The following is a 17,583-nucleotide window of genomic DNA, read 5'->3' as shown; positions in this document are numbered from 1 at the left end:
TGGCCCTCTCCGGTGGGTGCGGACCCTGGTCCGCACGATGGTCGAAGATCATCCACGCATGGCGTGGATCTACCGGGCTTCGCCGAGCAGCTGTTCAAGGCCGGCGGTTTCCGCAGCGTCGCTGAAGTGGCCGCCCTCAAGCCGTGCACGCACAAATGCCAGGCCATCCGCCGCCGCCGCATCCAGCGTGCCGCGGTGGTCGACCGGGTAGCGTCGAAACGCGACCGGCTCGCCTCGCAGGGCCAGTCCTGCGGCGTACAGCAGCGTGGTCAGATAGGGCACATCGCGGTCCGCGCTGCCATGGCCCAGCATCAGTGGTTGGCTGAAGCCGCGGCGCGGTACGCCGAGATAGTCGTACAGCACCGCCCAGATGCCCGGCACGCTGGTCAGCGGTGCAGTGAACATGCTGCCGGTATCCGCACCGTCCAGGGTGGCGGCCAGTTCGCCCAGGCACTGCTCACGTGCCACTGCCACGCGGGCGCGGCCGGTGTCGCTGAGGACGCGGTCGATCTGCGGCGCGACCTGCAGCAGGCCATCGAGCAGATACGCGTGATACGCGTTGACTGCACCTGGATTGGCGGTGCGGTTGTCCGGTTTCATCACCAGCGCGGTCAACTCCACTGCCGTGGGCGTACCGGTGGTGAAGCTGCCGCGGTAGTGCAACGCCGGCCCTCCATAGGTGGGGGCGATGTGGCCTGCGGTGAGCGCGGCGGCGCCACCCTGCGAATGGCCGACCGAGACCCAGCGCGGCGACAGCGCTGCGTTGCCCAGGTACTGGCGGCTGGCTTTGACGAGGTCGATGGCGTTGCGCGCGGCAGTGCGCACATGCAGATAGGCATGGTCACCTGGACTGCCGAGGCCTTGGTAGTCCGCGGCGACCACCGCATAGCCCTGTGCCAGGAACTGATCGAGGAAGCGCCCGTCGCGTTGGGGTTGGTAGGGGCCGGACACCGAGGGCGCACAGCGATCTGCGATGCCCTGGGTGCCATGTGCCCAGGACACCACCGGCCAGCCGCCTGCAGGCGCCGCGCCGGCGGGCAGATACAGCAGGCCGGTGCCTTCGGCCAGCTGGCCGCGATGATCCGGGGTGCGGTAGTGCAGCTTGTAGGCCTGCGCGGCCTTGGACGGCACCCATGACGCGCGATAGGGGGCAGCAGACAGCAGGTCGCCCGGTGCAACCGGTGCGGCGGCCAGGGGGCCCGGGGACAGCGCCAGCAGGGCAGTGGCGAGGAGGCAGGCGCGGGGGCGGAAATGGCGTGGCGGTGGGGTCATGAGGCGCTCCTTCACGGCCGGGATGGCCGTTGCGCCGCAGTGTGGAGGGGCTCGCCCGCGCCGATTGGGACCGGCGTCGCATCCGCCGGGGATTCGTAGAATTCCTAGTGTCGTGGTCCATGGGCGCACGAACCCTCCACGCATGGCGTGGATAACCGACAAAGAAAAGGCCCCTTGCGGGGCCTTTTTCTTATTTCTTTTCCAGTCGCGCGTTGCGCTGGCCGGTGCTGGCGGACTTCTCGCCAGCGAACGGGTTCAGCTTGCGGATCATCCACGGGTACTTCGGCCACTTGCCTTCCAGCCACGGGTGGTCCGGCTGGTTCAGCTGCAGGACGCGGCGGGCGTCGTCGGCCAGGGTCTTGTTGCCCAGGTGGGTGTAGGAATCGGCCAGGACGGCGACGGCGTCGTACTGGAACGCGCTCTGCGGGTAGGTTTCCAGCAGGTAGTTGGCGCGGCCGGCGGCCGAGACCCAGGCGCCGCGGCGCATGTAGTACAGGGCGTTGTCGAGCTCGTGCTGGGCGAACACGTCACGCAGCTCCAGCATGCGCTGGCGCGCATCGGCGGCGTACCGGCTGTTCGGGTAGCGGTCCACCACGATGTTGAAGTCCGAATACGCCTGGTGCGGCGTGGACAGATCGCGCCGGCTGGCATCCAGCGACCATACGCGACGAAGGAAAACCGTACTGCGATTGGAGTTGGCCAGGCCGCGCAGGTAGTACAGGTACGCGATGTTGCGATGGGTCGGGTAGGTACGGATGAAGCGGTCGATGCTGGACACCGCGTCATCGTGCTTGCCGGCCTTGTACTGGGCGTAGGCGGTCTCGATCATCGCCTGCTCGGTGTACGGGCCGTACGGATACTGGGCCACCAGGCGGCGGAAGCTGGCTTCGGCGCCGCTCCAGTTGCCACCCTGCATCAGCTTGTGGCTCTTCTCGTACAACTGTTCGACCGGCGTCCCTTCATCGGGGCGATCGCCCTTCTTGGCACCACGGTGGCAGCCGGTGGCGGCGATGACCAGCACCAGCAGCAGGGCGGTGAGGCGGACGGGCGCGGAGAGCATGGCGGAGCGTCGGATCATGGGGTCGAGGCGGGACGCGGCTGGAATACGAAGGGTCGATGATAGCCTAGTGTCCTGTCCAGCGACTGAAACCGGCCGCCGGGACCCCAAAATTTCAAAGAATGCCCCCCTGCCATGTCTGAACAACCCTCTGAATCGGCCCGCCAGGCCATCGTCCCCGACACCGCTGCCGGCCGCCGTTTCGACGCCGTCGTGGCCGAACTGTTCCCCGAATACTCGCGGTCGCGCCTGACCGAGTGGATCAAAGCCGGTGAGGTCCTGCTGGACGGCGCCCAGGTGCGTCCGCGCGATCCGCTGCGCGGCGGCGAGGTGGTGACCCTCAACGTGGTGCTGGAAACGCAGACCGACGCCCAGCCGGAGGACATCCCGCTGGACGTGCTGTTCGAGGACGAGCACCTGCTGGTGATCAACAAGCCGGTGGGCCTGGTGGTTCACCCGGGCGCCGGCAACCACAGCGGCACCCTGGTCAATGCCCTGCTGTTCCGCGACCCGTCGGTGGCGGTACTGCCGCGCGCGGGCATCGTGCACCGCCTGGACAAGGACACCAGCGGCGTGATGGTGGTGGCCAAGACTCTGGAAGCGCAGACCGCGCTGGTCGAGCAGTTGGCCGCACGCGACGTGCACCGCCAGTACCTGGCCATCGTGATGGGCGCGCTGGTGGCCGGCGGTACCGCTGATGCCCCGATCGACCGCCACCCGCGCGACCGCCTGAAGATGGCCGTGCGCGAGGACGGCAAGGAAGCGATCACCCATTACCGCCTGCGCGAGCGCTTCCGTGCGCACACCGCACTGGAGTGCCGCCTGGAAACCGGCCGTACCCATCAGATCCGCGTGCATATGGCGCACGTGCGCCATCCGATCATCGGCGACCCGCTGTACGGCGGTGCATTGAAGCTGCCCAAGGGCGCCAGCGACGAGCTGGTGGCCGCGCTGCGCGGCTTCAAGCGCCAGGCCCTGCACGCCGAGACGCTGGAGTTCACGCACCCGATCACCGGTGAGCCGGTGCGCAACACCGCGCCGGTGCCGGACGACATGCTGCACCTGATGAAGGTGCTGCGCGAAGACAGCGAAGCCTTCGCCGCGCGCGAGCGGGACCGCTGGTGATGGACGCCGCGCTGCCCTTGCTGCGGGCGGACTGGCCGGCGCCTCCGGGCGTCCATGCGCTGACCACGCGCCGGCACGGTGCGGGCATCTCGCCGGCGCCGTTCGCGCAGTTCAACCTGGGCAACCGGCACGCGGCCGATGGTGATACCCCCGCCAACGTCGAGCACAACCGCCAGCTGCTGCAGCAGGGGTTGGCGCTACCGTCGGCCCCGCACTGGCTGCGCCAGGTGCACAGCAGCACTGTGCTGCGCTTCAGCGCGCCGCCGGTGCCCGGCGCCAGCGAACCGGTGGCCGATGCCGCGGTGACCTCGGTGCCGGCCGTGGTGCTGGCGATCCTGACCGCCGACTGCCTGCCGGTGGTGTTTGCCGCCGCCGATGGCAGTGAGGTGGGCGCGGCCCACGCAGGCTGGCGTGGCCTGGCCGACGGTATGCTGGAGGCCACGGTGGCCGCCATGCAGACGCCGCCGGCGCAGCTGCGGGCCTGGCTGGGCCCGGCCGCCGGACCGGCCGACTACGAGATCGGCGAGGAGGTCTACCACGCCTTCGTCGGCCATGATCCGGCGGCCGAAGCGGCGTTCGTGGCGACGCGGCCGGGTCACTGGAAGGTCGATCTGTTCGCGCTGGCCCGCCAGCGCCTGCAGGCGGCGGGCATGGACCCGGCGCAGGTGCATGGCGGCACGGTTTCGACCATGGCCGATCCCGACCTGTATTCGCACCGGCGCGACCGTCGTACCGGACGCATGGCGACCCTGGCCTGGATCGCGCGCTGACCCCGCCGCTGTTCGCGCGTGTGCTGGGACCGGCCTTCGCCACCCTGGCCGCGCCGGTGCAGGCGCTGCATGCCGCGCCGTTGCCCTGCCGCTACGTGGGGCAGGCGCGTATCGTGAGGGGACGGCACTGGCTGGTGCCGCTGCTGGCTGCGTTGGCGCGGTTGCCGAAGGACGGTGAAGCGCTGCCGACCGAAGTGGCGTTCAGGGCACACGGGCAGGGCGAGCAGTGGGCGCGGCGTTTTGGGCGCTGGCCGATGGTGTCGCGGCTGTGGGCGCATGAGGGATACCTGCGCGAGCAGTTGGGCGCGGTGCGCTTCGAATTTCATCTGCAGGCCCGCGAGGGTGGCATCGACTGGTCGGTGCGGCGGGTCTGGGCGTTCGGGCTGCTGCCGCTGCCGAGGCGCTGGTTTGGTGGCGTGCGTTGCCGCGAAGCCTGGCAGGGTGAGCGTTACACTTTCCTGGTCGATGTGACGCTGCCCTGGGTGGGAGCCCTGATCCGCTATGAAGGCTGGCTCGAACCGCAGTGAGGCCGCCGCCGAGGCTGGCAGCGCGGTGATCGTATTCGATGGCGTATGCGCGCTGTGCAACCGCTGGGTGCGCTTCCTGCTGCGCTTCGACCGCAGGGGGCGCTATCGCTTTGCGGCGATGCAGGGCGCACAGGGCAGCGCGATGCTGCGCGCGCACGGGCTGGACCCGCAGGACCCGATGTCGTTCCTGCTGCTGGACGCGCAGGGCGCCTGGACCGATACCGATGCGATCCTGCGCGTGCTGGCGGGGCTGGGCGGCGCCTGGCGTTTGAGCGGCGTGCTGCGGGCAGTGCCGCGCGGCTGGCGTGATGCCGCGTATCGCGCGCTGGCACGCAACCGTTACCGCTGGTTCGGGCGGCATGACGCCTGTTACCTGCCCGCACCGGAGCAGGCCGCGCGGTTCCTGGATTGATCGCCTGTCTTCTGTAGAGTCGAGCCATGCTCGACTTGCTTTTTCTCCTGCCAATAGCAGTCGAGCATGGCTCGACTCTACAAAACGCAGCCGAGCATGGCTCGGCTCTACAGGAACGCGTGCTTCAGCCTTCCAGCGCGTCCAGATAGCTGCGGCGCCAGTGGTTGATGTCGTAGGTGCGCAGGTGATCCATCATCGCGTGCCAGCGCTCCTTGCGCCTGCTCAGCGACATCGTCGCTGCCGTGGCGATGGCGTCGGCCACGCCGTCCAGATCATGTGGGTTCACCAGCAGCGCCTGCTTGAGTTCGTCTGCGGCGCCGGCCAGCAGTGACAGCACCAGCACGCCGGGATCCTCCGGGTCCTGCGAGGCCACGTACTCCTTGGCCACCAGGTTCATGCCATCGCGCAGCGGCGTGACCAGGCCGACCGCCGCCGCCCGGTAGAAGCCGGTGAGGGTGGCATGGGTGAAGTTCTGGTTGACGTAGCGCAGCGGTGTCCAGTCGGGTTCGGCGTGGCCACCGTTGATGTGGCCGGCGATCTGTTCCAGCTGGCTGCGCAGCTGCCGGTACTCGGTGACGTCGCCGCGCGAGACCGGCGCGATCTGCAGGTAGGTCAGCGAGCCGCGCTGGTCCGGGTGGCGCTCAAGATAGCGCTCGAAGCCGAGGAAGCGCTCGGGCAGGCCCTTGGAGTAATCCAGGCGATCCACGCCGATCGCCAGCTGGCGATCACGCAGGCTGTTGCGCAGATTCTTCACCGCGGCCTTGGTGGCGGCGGTGCCGGCCTGGCGTGCGATCAGCTCGGTGTCGATGCCGATCGGGAAAGCCGCCGCACGGAAGCGGCGCCCGCCGGGTGCTTCCAGCTCGCCGTTGTCGAGTACGCGGCCACCGCCGAACAGGCGCAGGTAGGTTTGGAAACGATCGGCGTCGCGCTGGGTCTGGAAGCCGACCAGATCGTAGGCGTACAGCGCGGAGAACAGTCGCAGGTGGTCGGGCATCGCCTGCAGCAGGTCGGCCGACGGCATCGGGATGTGCAGGAAAAAGCCGATGCGGCAGCCGATGCCGCGCTCGCGCAGCAGTGCGCCGAGCGGGATCAGGTGGTAGTCGTGGATCCAGACGATGTCATCCTCTCGCAGCAATGGCGCGAGCTTGTCGGCGAACAGCGCATTGACCTTGTGGTAGGTCTCGCGGGTGCCGCGGTCGTAGTCGACCAGGTCCAGCCGGAAGTGCAGCAGTGGCCACAGCGTGCGGTTGGCGAAACCATTGTAGTAGCCATCGACTTCGCGCTTGCTCAGGTCCATGGTGACGTAGTCGATGTCACCGTCCTTCTGCCGGTGCAGCGTGCCGCTGCCTTCCTTTACGGTCTTGCCGCTCCAGCCGAACCACAGGCCGCCGCGCTCCTTCAGGGCGGCCAGCAGGCCGACCGCCAAGCCGCCTGCGCGGTTCTCGCCGGGCACGGCCACACGATTTGATACCACGACCAGACGACTCACGATGCCTCCTGCCAGGACCGCGACAGGCGCATCGCGGCGGTGATCAGGCCGACGTGCGAATAGGTCTGCGGGAAATTGCCCCAGGCCTCGCCACTGTCGAAGGCCAGATCCTCCGACAGCAGGCCCAGGTGGTTGCGCTGCTTCAGCAGCAGCTCGAACATCTCGCGTGCTTCGTCCATGCGCCCGATTGCTGCCAGCGCATCGATGTACCAGAAGGTGCAGATGGTGAAGCTGGTTTCCGGCTCGCCGAAGTCATCCGGCGCGACATAGCGGTACAGCGAATTGCCATGCTTGAGGTCTCGGCCGATGGCATCGACGGTGGCAATGAAGCGCGCATCCAGCGCGTCGATGAAGCCGATGTCGGCCAACAGCAGCAGCGAGGCATCCAGCCGGTGGCCACCGAAGGTATCGGTGAAGTGGCCCAGCTCCTCGTTCCAGGATTCGGCCATGATGCGGGCGTGGATGGTGTCGGCGCGCTCGCGCCAGTAGCGTGCGCGGTCATCGCGCTTCAGGCGCACGGCGATCTTGCACAGGCGGTCGCACGCCGCCCAGCACATCGCGCTGGTGTAGGTGTGCACTTCGGTGCGGCCGCGGAACTCCCACAGGCCCGCATCGGGTACGTCGTGCAGGGCGAACGCCTGTTCGCCCAAGGGTTCCAGGCGGGCGAAGGTGTGCGCATCACCCGGGTCCTGCAAGCGCCGGTCGAAGAACAGCTGCGTGGAGGCCAGCACCACGCTGCCGTAGACATCGTGCTGGCGCTGCACCCAGGCCAGATTGCCGCGGCGCACCGGGCCCATGCCGCGGTAGCCGGACAGGCTGGGCACTTCGTCTTCGTCCAGCTTGGCTTCGAAGCCGATGCCATACAGCGGCTGCAGGGTGCCGTCGGTGGTGGCCAGGTTGAAGATGTAGCCGAGGAACTGTTCCATCGTGCGCGTCGCGCCGAGGCGGTTCAGTGCGCGCACCACGAACGCCGCATCACGCAGCCAGCAGTAACGGTAGTCCCAGTTGCGCACGCTGCCGGGGGCTTCCGGAATGGAGGTGGTCATCGCCGCGATGATCGCGCCGCTGTCCTCGTACTGGCACAGTTTCAGCGTGATCGCGCTGCGGATCACCGCGTCCTGCCATTCCAGCGGAATGGACAGGTAGCGCACCCATTCGCGCCAGTAGTCGCGGGTGCGCTGGAAGGCTTCCTGCACATAGCCGCTGATCGAACGGTTGAGCGATTCATCCACGCCCAGGATCAGGTGGATGGGATGGTTGAGCACGAACGGCAGGCCGTCGCGCACGAAGCGCACCGGCACGTCGGTGGTCAACCGCAGCACGTGCTCGGGCAGGATCCAGCGCACGTGGTTGCTGCCCCAGGTGGACTCCGGCACGCGTGCGCCCCAGTCCGCCAGCGGTCGCGCACGCACGGTGATGCGCGGGCTGCCGGCCAGCGGACGCACCTGGCGGATCAGGCTGACCGGTCGGTAGAAGCGGTCGTTCTGGCGCCAGCGCGGGGCGAAATCGAGGATTTCCAGTTCGCCACCGTGCGCGTCGCGCAGGACGGTGCGCAGGATCGCGGTGTTGGTCAGGTATTCCTGCTCGCTGCTCGCGAAGTCCTCCAGCTCGATGGCGAAGTCGCCACCGGTCTGCTGGTTGGGGCCGAGCAGGGCACAGAAGGTGGGGTCGCCGTCGAAGGTGGGCAGGCAGCTCCAGACAACGCGGGCACGTTTGTCGACCAGGGCGCCGAAGCTGCCGTTGCCGACCACGCCCAGATCAAGATCGGGTTGGGTCATCACGCGGTACATCTCGGTTGCGGCCGTGGGGTGGCCGGGTCAATAGGCATTCTCACGCAGCCAGGCGTGCACGCTGCGTATGTCGGGCAGCGCGAACACCGCCTTGCTGGGTTCCCGCTCGCCCACCAGCACGCTCCAGCCATGCTGGACGTTGGCGGCGTCGAAGCCGAATTCATCGGTGAGGTCATCACCGATGAACACCGGCAGGCGGCCGCGGAAGGGCAGGTACTGCATCATCCGGCGCACGGCACGGCCCTTGTCGGTGCCGACGGGCACGAACTCGACCACATGGTCGCCCGGTTGCAGGCGGTAGCTGGCACGACCACGCACGTGGCGGTCTGCGAAGGCGCGGACATCGCTGGCGGCATGCGGCGCGCCGCGCCAGTGCAGGGCCAGGCCGACGCCCTTGTCTTCCACCAGCACGCCGGGATGGCCGTGGGCGAAGCGCATCGCCTGCTGGTGCAGTGCGTGCAGCCATTCGGCGGTGTCGTCGTCGTGTTCGTCGCGCAGCACACGACCATCCTGGCCACGCAGCTCATGGCCGTGCAGGCCGGCGGCAGGCAGTTGCAGGGGAGCGAACAGTTGATCCAGCTGTTCAAGCGGGCGACCACTGACCAGTGCCACGGCACCTTCCAGGCGGTCGCTGATGCGGCCGATGGCTTCACGCACATCTGGCAGCAGCTGCACGGCATCCGGGCGTGCAGCGAATTCGATCAGGGTGCCATCTACATCAAGGAACAACGCGCAGGCATCGTCCAGCAATGGAGGTGGCGGACGCAGGGGGAGCGGTTCAGCCATGACGCCCAGCTTGCCAGCGTGGGCGTGTACGTGGGGTCGAGGGCAGGCTACGGCCTTGCTGCGGTGGGTGCCGGCCGTTGGTCGGCACAAAGGGGCAGCCTGCATTGAACCCAGGCAGTGCGGACCAACGGTCCGCACCCACCGAGAGCGATCACTTCCGGTGGGTGCCAACCGTTGGTCGGCACAAAGGGGCAGCCTGCATTGAACCCAGGCAGTGCGGGCCAATGGTCCGCACCCACCCAAGGCAATTACACCCAGAGCAATCAGAAGGTATAGCGGACGCGGCCGTAGTAGTACGCACCGTTGCTGCCGATCGGCGACAGCACGTCGTACGGCAGGTTGCCGAAGTAGTGGATATCGCTGTTGGATCGATCCGGGTAGTTGTCGGTCAGGTTCTGGCCGCCGATGGCTACGCTCCACTGCGGGGTGATGCGGTACTCGACTTCGGCATCCAGCTGCCACTCGGCCTGGTAGGTCTGGCGCGGGATGTAGCCGTCACCGAAGTTGAACACGCGGGTGGCGCTGCCATAGCGGTTCACGCGGCTGCTCAGCGACCAGTGGTCGTTGCTCCAGGCCGCCGAGAAACTGCCGCGCGTGCGCGGCGTGGCGTCGGTGAGCGTGTTGGTCTCTTCGATGCCGAACAGCACGTAGTCCGGGTTCAGTGCCCGCAGCTGCGCGGGCGTGGCCAGCACGTTCTTCAGCGTGGTCTTGGTGTAGGCGTAGGTGCCGGTCAGCAGCAGCTGGCCATCGCCCAGCGACTGGCGCCAGTTGCTCACCAGTTCGGCGCCGCGGGTGCGGGTGTCGGCGGCGTTGACGAAGAAGCTGGCGCTCTGCAGGCCACTGACGCCGTAGTTGGCCGCCACGTAGTCGGTCAGTGCATCGCCAGTGATGCTCTCCGACAGCGCGATGCGGTCGTCGATGTCGATCTGGAAGAAGTCCAGCGACAGGTCGAAATGCTCGCCGATGCGGCTGGTGAAGCCCAGCGAGGTGTTGATCGATTTTTCCGGCTTCAGGTCCTGCGCACCCAGGCCACGCGCGATCGGATTGTTGACCGACAGCAGCCGGCCCTGCACCAGTTGGCCGCCGGCGTTGTAGCCGGTGGAGGTGGATTCGTAGCCGATCTGGGCCAGCGACGGTGCGCGGAAGTTGTTGGAGATGGCACCGCGCAACGCGAACGCCGGGGTGAACTCATAGCGCAGGCCGAGCTTGCCGGTCAGTTCGCCGCCGAAGTCGTCGTTGTGCTCGTAGCGCGCGGCCAGATCGGTGGAGAACTTCTCGCCGAACTGGCTGGACAGGCTGGCATAGGCGCTGGCCACATCACGCGACAGGCGGGCCGCATCCTGCGGGGTCAGGCCGCCGCCGGCCTGCGAGCCGGTCGGGCGGTCGGTGTACGGGCCGGCGGCATAGCTGGCCGGGTCGCCGGGACGGGTCTGGTAACGCTCGTGGCGCGCTTCCACACCCAGGCCGAGGGTGTGGCTGATGCTGTCGCTCTGGGTGAACACGCGGCTCAGGTCGAGGTTGCCCACGGTCTGCGCGTACTCGTAGTCAGCGGTCTTGAAGCGGGTTGGACTGGTCGGGCCCAGCGAGGCGTTGAGCGAATCACGCAGGCGGTAGGTGAAATCGTTCTGCCCGTAATCCAGGCTGCCGTCGTAGCTCCATTCGCCCCACTGCCCACGCACGCCGGCCACGGCCTGCACGTCGCGGTTCTCGCCTTCGGAGATCGGCCGGTAACCGTTCGGATAGATCTCCTTCCAGTTGGCATCGCCATCGGGGTAGCGGAAGTAGTTCGCGCCTTCGGTATCGCGCTGGTTGAAGGTACCGAATGCGTAGAACGTCGAGGTCTGGCCCACCGGGATCTCGGTGTTCAGCCACAGATTGATGTCCTTGCTCTTGCCATCGCCCAGCACGTAGTTGCGCTTGCCCTGCAGCGCCAGGTTGCCCGGGGTCTGGTCCCACGGCGGAATCTGGTCGAAGCCGGCGCGGTTGGTGCCGTTGCGGTGCTTGTACTCCACGCCCACGCGCAGGAAGCCGCCGTCCTCGCCCAGCGAGGTGCCGACCTTGGCGCTGATGTTGCCGGTCTGGCCGTCGGTGAGGGTGCGGCCGATCGGCTTGAGGTCGGTGTGGTTGGCGCCGTAGCTGGCCTCGATCTCGCCGCCGTCGCCGCCGTTGTCGAGGATCACGTTGATCACACCGGCCACCGCATCCGAGCCGTACAGCGCGCCGGCACCGTCACGCAGCACTTCGATGCGCTTGATCGCACTGACCGGAATCGAGTTGAAGTCGACTGGCGTGGTGCCCTTGCCGATCTTGCTGTCGGTGTTGACCAGCGCGGTGTGGTGGCGGCGCTTGCCATTGACCAGCACCAGCACTTGGTCCGGCGACAGGCCACGCAGCTGTGCCGCGCGCACGTGGTCGGCGCCACCGGAGTTGGACTGGCGCGGGAAGTTGAACGATGGCAGCAGCGCCTGCAGCGCGCTGCCCAGCTCACCGTTGACCACGCCGGCCTTGCGGATGTCATCGGCGGTGAGCACGTCCACCGGCGAGGTGGATTCGAGCACGGTGCGGTCGGCGGCACGGGTGCCGGTGACGATCACCGTGTCCAGGTTGGTGGCGTCCTGGGCCAGGGCCGGGACGGCGGCGGAGGAAAGCGCGAGGGCGATGGCGAGGCCGAGCGGCGACGCGGGCAGGCGGACGGACATGGGGGCTCCAGCAACAACGACGACGGGGAAGGGGGAGATAGTTTCACTTACATCCATCCGGATGAAGCGATATATTATCTTCGCGTGATGGCCGGTGCCGATGCAAGTCCCTGCCGGTCCGGCATGAGCTGATGCCCGGTTGGCATCAGCACGCCGGGCCAGTGGCGCTGTACGCTGCCGGCTCGCCTTGTCCCCCCTTCCCCGGAGCTGTACCGATGAAACACCTTGGCCTCGTCTTCGCCGTGCTGCTGGCCACCAGTGGCTGCGCCAGCCTCTCTTCGCAGGCGCCCAGCGCCTATGCCACGGCCACCACCGCCGAACTGAAGGGCGATGCCGCACGCCCGTCCGCCGGCCATGGCTGGGTGCGCAGCGAGCTGTATTTCGGGGTGGGCGAGGAGCAGGGCGCCGGCAACCGCCCGCAGGCCGACACCATCAGCGAGGCGCAGTGGCGCACCTTCCTGGACAAGGAAGTGACCCCGCGCTTCCCGGATGGCCTGACCGTGTTCGATGCCTACGGCCAGTGGCTGTTCCGCGGCGATGCCGCGCCCAACCGCCTGCGCACCAAGGTGCTGGTGGTGCTGCACGAGGACACCCCGCAGCGCCGCGCCGATATCGAAGCGATCCGCCTGGCGTGGAAGCAGCAGACCAAGCATCAATCGGTGCTGTGGTCGCGGCAGCCGGTCGAGGTATCGTTCTGAGTTGAAGGCACCACCGCGGTGCCGCAGGGACCGATGATGAAACACAGGGAATGCGTGCTGGGCCTGGTGCTGGCGGGATTGCTGGCACCGTCGGCGCAGGCCAGTGGCGACGACGTCGAAACACTGCGGTTCCAGGTGGCCGCGCACGTGCAGGCGCACGCCGATCCGCAGCAGGACGGGAGCATCGCCGTGCAGCTGTCGCCGTCGGGAAAGCGCCAGACGCTGGCGGGCGCGGCCGATGCCGACGGCAATTCGCGCTGGGGTCTGGAGGACGTCGATTTCGATGGCTACCCGGAACTGGTCGCACGCGCCTCGGTGGGCATGGTCAATGAAGCGGTGACGGTGTACCGCTTCGATCCGGCCAGCGCTTCGTATCGCGTGCTGCAGGCCGACACCCGCGGCAAGGACAGCTGCGGTGACCTGATGGGTCTGAGCGTGGACGTTGCCACCCGCACCCTCACCAGCAGTTGCCGCAGCGGGCCGATGTGGTACGCCGACCAGTACCGGTTCGCGGGTGCGAAGCTCTACCTGTACCGCGCCGAGAGCGTGTTGATGCTGGGCGATACCTTGAACGCCGCGCTGCACTGGGAACAGACCGACGAGCAGGGCCCGTTGGCGGTCTGGCGCACCTATGACCCCGCCGGTCGTGTGCTGGAGAGCGCCATTGCCGATGGCCTGGGTGCACCACCGGATGGGCCGTTGCGTGGTCAGCAGGCCACCGTGGTACCTGCGCGCCTGTTCCTGTTCGACCGGCCCGGTGCGTCCAGCACCAAACGCTACCTGGTGCAGGGCGACCACGTGGAACTGCTGGATGAACAGGACGGCTGGGTGAAGCTACGCTACCGCAACCCGAAAAGCGGCGCGGTGGAGGGCTGGATCAACGTCAACGACTGAAAAAGGGGACGGAGGGAATTAAGTCGTTTGTGGCACACACGACTTAATTCCCTCCGTCCCCTTTTTTTGCGGAGGCATCACTTCTACGGGTCTAGCCTCGGACGTTCCCCCGTTCGAGGATGTATCCGATGAGCAAGCGCGTGGCCGAAATCGTGGTGGACGCCCTGCAGCAGGCCGGTGTCCGCCGTTGCTACGGCATCGTGGGCGATACGCTCAACCATGTGACCGATGCGATGCATGGTAGTGACATTGCCTGGGTGCACGTGCGGCATGAGGAAGTAGCAGCCTTTGCCGCCGGCGCCGATTCGCTGGTCAGCGGCGAACTTACCGCCTGCGCCGGCTCCTGCGGCCCCGGCAGCCTGCATTTCATCAACGGCGTGTTCGAGAGCAACCGCAACCGCGCGCCGATGGTGCTGATCGCCAGCCAGGTGGTGACCAGCGAGCTGGGCATGGAATTCCCGCAGGAAGTGGACTTCAAGGCGGTCTACGCCAGTTGTTCGGTGTTCTGCGAGCAGGTGCACAGCGTCGAACAAGCGCGACGCGTGGTCACCCTGGCCTGCCAGGCCGCGATCAGCCGCCGTGGCGTGGCGGTGGTGATCCTGCCAGCCGACATCAGCCAGGCCGAGGTGAAGCACGATGTGCCGTTCTCGGTGCACTACACGCAGCCGGTGCTGCGCCCTTCCGACGCCGAACTGCAGCGCATCGCCGAGCTGCTGGGGCAGGGCAAGCGCATTGGTGTCTACGCGGGTGCCGGTTGCCAGGGCGCACACGCGCAGCTGCTGGAGCTGGCCCGGCGCCTGCAGGCGCCGGTCGCGCACACCTCGCGCGCCAAGGATTTCGTTGAGCCGGATAACCCGTACAACATGGGCATGACCGGTATCTTCGGCATCGAGTCCGGCTTCCACACGCTGATGGAATGCGACACGCTGCTGCTGCTCGGCGCCGATTTCGCCTGGGGCCAGTTCTACCCCGACAAGGCCACGATCATCCAGGTCGACCGCGATGGCAGCCACCTCGGCCGCCGCCACCCGGTGAACCTGGGTGTGGTGGGCGATATCGCGCCGACGCTGGATGCGCTGCTGCCGATGCTGCCGCCGCGCGAGGACAGCAGTTTCCTGGACGAATGCATCGAGCGTCGCGACAAGGCGCTGAAGAAGCGCGAACAGGAAGAACAGCCGGGTGAAGGCGAGCTGATCCACCCGCAGCATCTGACCGCATTGCTGTCGAAGTATGCAACGGATGACGCGCTGTTCACCGCCGACGGCGGCTCGCCGATGGTCTGGGTGCTGCGGCATATCCGGGTGAATGGCCGCCGCCGCACGCTGACCAGCCTGCTGCACGGCACGATGGCCAACGCGATGCCGCAGGCGCTGGGCCTGCAGAAGGCGTTCCCAGGCCGCCAGGTGATATCGCTGTCCGGCGACGGAGGCCTGGCAATGCTGCTGGGCGACCTGCTGACGGCAGTGCAGGAAAACCTGCCGATCAAGGTGGTGGTGTACAACAACAGCTCGCTGAACTTCGTCGAGCTGGAGCAGAAGGTGGAAGGGCTTCTGGACAACTACACCGACCTGAAGAACCCGGACTTCGGTCGCCTGGCCGAGGTGATCGGCTTCCACGGCCGCACCGTGACCCGCAGCGAGGATCTGGAGGAAGCGGTGCAGGACTTCCTGTCGCAGCGTGGCCCGGCATTGCTGGACGTGCATACCAGCCGCGCCGAACTGGTGATGCCGCCACAGATCGAAGCCAAGCAGGTGGCCGGAACGGCGCTGTATGCGGCCAAGGCGGTGTTGAACGGCCGCTTCGACGACGTGAAGCATCTGCTGGTGGACAACTTCCTGAAGAAGTAGGAGGTGGTCGATGCAGGGCTGCGCCCTGCACCCGCTACGAGCCAGAGCCAGAGCAGAAGCGGGTTTCCTGAGGGATGGCGGGGTGGGTCCGGTTGCGGGGGACGCTGCAAGTACGTCCATGTAAGCTCGATCGCGCCATCCATGGCGCTCACGCCCCCGCAACCGGACCTACCCCGCCTTCGACAGTTTCCTGCGATCTGTCGGTAGATCCACGCCATGCGTGGATAACCTGGAAATGATCGAATTGTTCGTGTAGAGCCGAGCCATGCTCGGCTCAGAGCGAAGCGACCCGCTTTTGCTTTTGATCTTTTGATTCCTTTCCGTGGCTGGCACGCGCAGGGAGTTGTCAGGGGCCGGTCGGGATGGGCTGCGCAGGACCGTTGGCGCCATGGATGGCGCCATCGAGCCCCCAGGGACGGGTTTACGGCGTGTCCTGCGCAGCCCATCCCGACCGGCCCACTCCGATAAAGCTGCTTTTGGCGACCCACCCCCAGCCACGAGGGGCCCCGCCGTTGGCTGGAACCCATCATTCCACCGCGGAATTGGCGCCCGGGCCCCGCTGGGCCTACCATCGGCGGTCCCCACCCCCACCACCCCTTCCATGTCCGCTCCCGCTTCCGCCGCACCGCGTCGCTGGTTCGTCTCCGGCGACTTCAACGGCTTCTTCGGCCTGGTCGTCGACAACCTCTCCATCCTCGGCTTCATCGCCATGGCCCTGGTCGGGATCTTCCAGTTCCCCGCCGACGTGGTGTTCGGCCGCATGTTCCCCGGCACGGCCTTCGGCGTGCTGGTCGGCAACCTGCTGTACACCCTGATGGCGCGCCGGCTGGCCGCACGTACCGGCCGCGACGATGTCACCGCCATGCCGCTGGGCCTGGATGCGCCGACCAGCATCGGCATGGCGCTGCTGGTGCTCGGCCCGGCCTTCCTCGCCTTCAAGCAGCAGGGCATGGACCCGCACGCGGCGGGCATCGCCACCTGGCAGCTGGGCATGGCCGCGCTGGTCATCATGGGCGTGCTCAAGTTCGTGCTGTCGTTCTTTGGCGAAGCGGTCACCCGCGCGCTGCCACGTGCGGCGCTGCTGGGCTCCATTGCCGGCATCGCGCTGGTGCTGATGGGCCTGCTGCCGCTGCTGGAAACGCTGCGTTCGCCGCTGGTCGGCTTCACCACGCTGGGGCTGCTGCTGTATGTATTGATCGCCAAGGGCAAGCTGCCGCTGCGTGGCCCCGGTGTGCTGCTGGCCTTCGTGTTCGGCACCGTGCTGTATTACGGCCTGGGCGTGGCCGGACTGGGTGCACCGGGCTTCCATGTGCCGGAGTGGGTGCCGCCGCAGGTGGTGCTGCCGCTGCCGACGCTGGGCTTCCTCGACGGCCTGCCCACCGCGATGACCTACCTGCCGTTGCTGCTGCCGTTCGGCCTGCTGATGGTGGTCGGTGGCATCAACGTCTCTGAAAGCGCACGCGCGGCCGGCGATGACTACCGCACCCGCGACATCCTGCTGGTGGAAGCGGTGGCGACGCTGGTGGCCGGTGTCTGTGGCGGCGTTGCGCAGACCACGCCGTACATCGGCCAGCCGGCCTACAAGCACATGGGTGCGCGCAGCGGCTACACACTGCTGACCGGCCTGTTCGTCGGCATCGGCGGCATGCTCGGCATCATTTCCGGGCTGGTGCAGTGGCTGCCGCTGGCGGTGCTGGCACCGATCATCGTCTACGTGGCCATCGACATCACCACCCAGGCCTTCCAGGCCACGCCACGTCACCACACCGGTGCGATGGTGTTTGGTTTCCTGCCATCGGTGGCCTACCTGCTGGCGATCAAGGCGCCGGGCTGGATCGCACCGGACCAGCTACCGCAACTGCTGACCAAGCTCGACGGCCACGGCCTGCCCGAGCTGGCGGTGATCTTCACCCTTGGCAATGGCTTCATCATCACCTCGATGCTGTGGATCTCGGCGGTGGCGGCGATGGTCGATGGCCGCCTGCGCCGCGCCTGCGGTTTCCTGCTGGTGGCGGCGGTGCTGACCCTGTTCGGCCTGATCCACTCGGTGGACCCGCGCGGTGGCATCTACCTGCCGTGGGATCTGGAAGGCCTGGCGCGCATCATCAGCTGGCAGTTCGCAGGCGCGTATGTGGCACTGGCGGTACTGCTGGGGTTGCTGTCGTTGCAGAAGCAGCCGGTGAAGCCGCTGGGTGAAGGCACCGATCATTGACCGGG

The 17,583-nt window shown here is 67.4% G+C and carries 14 protein-coding genes; 8 read left to right on the top strand and 6 right to left on the bottom strand.

What is annotated here, in order from left to right; all coding sequences use genetic code 11:
• Positions 1 to 69: 69 nt before the first annotated feature.
• Together AC5QAH_RS12750 and AC5QAH_RS12745 are read right to left on the bottom strand one after the other, a co-directional pair.
• Positions 70 to 1,272 (bottom strand): lipase family protein, encoded by a 1,203-nt coding sequence (locus tag AC5QAH_RS12750; RefSeq protein WP_019660165.1) that lies wholly within the window; start codon positions 1,270 to 1,272, stop codon positions 70 to 72.
• Between the two features lie 190 nt (positions 1,273 to 1,462).
• Positions 1,463 to 2,350 carry an outer membrane protein assembly factor BamD gene (locus AC5QAH_RS12745; RefSeq protein ID WP_029379759.1) on the bottom strand — a complete coding sequence of 296 codons (888 nt, stop codon included), beginning with the start codon at positions 2,348 to 2,350 and terminating at the stop codon, positions 1,463 to 1,465.
• Positions 2,351 to 2,464: 114 nt separating this feature from the next.
• On the opposite strand from AC5QAH_RS12745, the gene rluD reads away from it, so the two are divergent.
• The 4 genes from rluD to AC5QAH_RS12725 are packed head-to-tail and all read left to right on the top strand — an operon-like array spanning position 2,465 to position 5,163.
• On the top strand, positions 2,465 to 3,454 hold the full coding sequence (gene rluD, locus AC5QAH_RS12740) for a 23S rRNA pseudouridine(1911/1915/1917) synthase RluD (protein WP_010481528.1): 990 nt from the start codon (positions 2,465 to 2,467) through the stop codon (positions 3,452 to 3,454).
• Entirely contained in the window at positions 3,454 to 4,224 is a 771-nt protein-coding gene (gene pgeF / locus AC5QAH_RS12735) for a peptidoglycan editing factor PgeF (protein ID WP_049454797.1), read from the top strand. The genes rluD and pgeF overlap by 1 nt, the downstream gene beginning before the upstream one ends.
• Before the next feature lie 20 nt (positions 4,225 to 4,244).
• Complete coding sequence (locus AC5QAH_RS12730) at positions 4,245 to 4,751, top strand: DUF4166 domain-containing protein (protein ID WP_224328449.1); 507 nt, start codon at positions 4,245 to 4,247, stop codon at positions 4,749 to 4,751.
• Complete coding sequence (locus AC5QAH_RS12725; protein ID WP_010481531.1) at positions 4,726 to 5,163, top strand: thiol-disulfide oxidoreductase DCC family protein; 438 nt, start codon at positions 4,726 to 4,728, stop codon at positions 5,161 to 5,163. Before AC5QAH_RS12730 ends, AC5QAH_RS12725 begins: the two co-directional genes overlap by 26 nt.
• Positions 5,164 to 5,287: 124 nt before the next feature.
• Here the strand turns inward: AC5QAH_RS12725 and otsA are convergent, their stop codons facing one another.
• From otsA to AC5QAH_RS12705, 4 genes are all read right to left on the bottom strand, one after another.
• Entirely contained in the window at positions 5,288 to 6,652 is a 1,365-nt protein-coding gene (otsA, locus tag AC5QAH_RS12720) for an alpha,alpha-trehalose-phosphate synthase (UDP-forming) (RefSeq protein WP_043402878.1), read from the bottom strand.
• The gene (locus tag AC5QAH_RS12715; RefSeq protein WP_010481545.1) at positions 6,649 to 8,430 is read right to left on the bottom strand and encodes a glycoside hydrolase family 15 protein; all 1,782 of its coding nucleotides are present in this window, start codon (positions 8,428 to 8,430) and stop codon (positions 6,649 to 6,651) included. The genes otsA and AC5QAH_RS12715 overlap by 4 nt, the downstream gene beginning before the upstream one ends.
• A gap of 39 nt (positions 8,431 to 8,469) precedes the next feature.
• Positions 8,470 to 9,228 (bottom strand): trehalose-phosphatase, encoded by a 759-nt coding sequence (gene otsB, locus AC5QAH_RS12710; RefSeq protein ID WP_049437277.1) that lies wholly within the window; start codon positions 9,226 to 9,228, stop codon positions 8,470 to 8,472.
• Positions 9,229 to 9,491: 263 nt separating this feature from the next.
• Positions 9,492 to 11,927: a TonB-dependent receptor plug domain-containing protein gene (locus AC5QAH_RS12705; protein ID WP_495232384.1), complete on the bottom strand. Its 2,436-nt coding sequence runs from the start codon at positions 11,925 to 11,927 to the stop codon at positions 9,492 to 9,494.
• Between the two features lie 215 nt (positions 11,928 to 12,142).
• Here AC5QAH_RS12705 and AC5QAH_RS12700 point away from each other — a divergent pair, with 215 nt between their 5' ends.
• The 4 genes from AC5QAH_RS12700 (at position 12,143) to AC5QAH_RS12685 (ending at position 17,578) form a co-directional block, all read left to right on the top strand.
• Positions 12,143 to 12,625, top strand: a complete 483-nt coding sequence (locus tag AC5QAH_RS12700; protein ID WP_010481551.1) for a DUF3574 domain-containing protein — start codon at positions 12,143 to 12,145, stop codon at positions 12,623 to 12,625.
• A gap of 36 nt (positions 12,626 to 12,661) precedes the next feature.
• A complete protein-coding gene (locus tag AC5QAH_RS12695) occupies positions 12,662 to 13,519 on the top strand; it encodes an XAC2610-related protein (RefSeq protein WP_460133630.1) in 858 nt (285 codons plus the stop codon).
• Positions 13,520 to 13,647: 128 nt separating this feature from the next.
• On the top strand, positions 13,648 to 15,366 hold the full coding sequence (locus AC5QAH_RS12690) for a thiamine pyrophosphate-dependent enzyme (protein ID WP_460133628.1): 1,719 nt from the start codon (positions 13,648 to 13,650) through the stop codon (positions 15,364 to 15,366).
• Positions 15,367 to 15,967: 601 nt separating this feature from the next.
• Positions 15,968 to 17,578 (top strand): hypothetical protein, encoded by a 1,611-nt coding sequence (locus AC5QAH_RS12685; RefSeq protein ID WP_217014062.1) that lies wholly within the window; start codon positions 15,968 to 15,970, stop codon positions 17,576 to 17,578.
• The last annotated feature ends 5 nt before the right edge of the window (positions 17,579 to 17,583 follow it).

The sequence above is a fragment of the Stenotrophomonas sp. YJH_SMC_43 genome (assembly GCF_059372535.1).
This window is presented reverse-complemented; position numbering and strand designations above follow the sequence as displayed.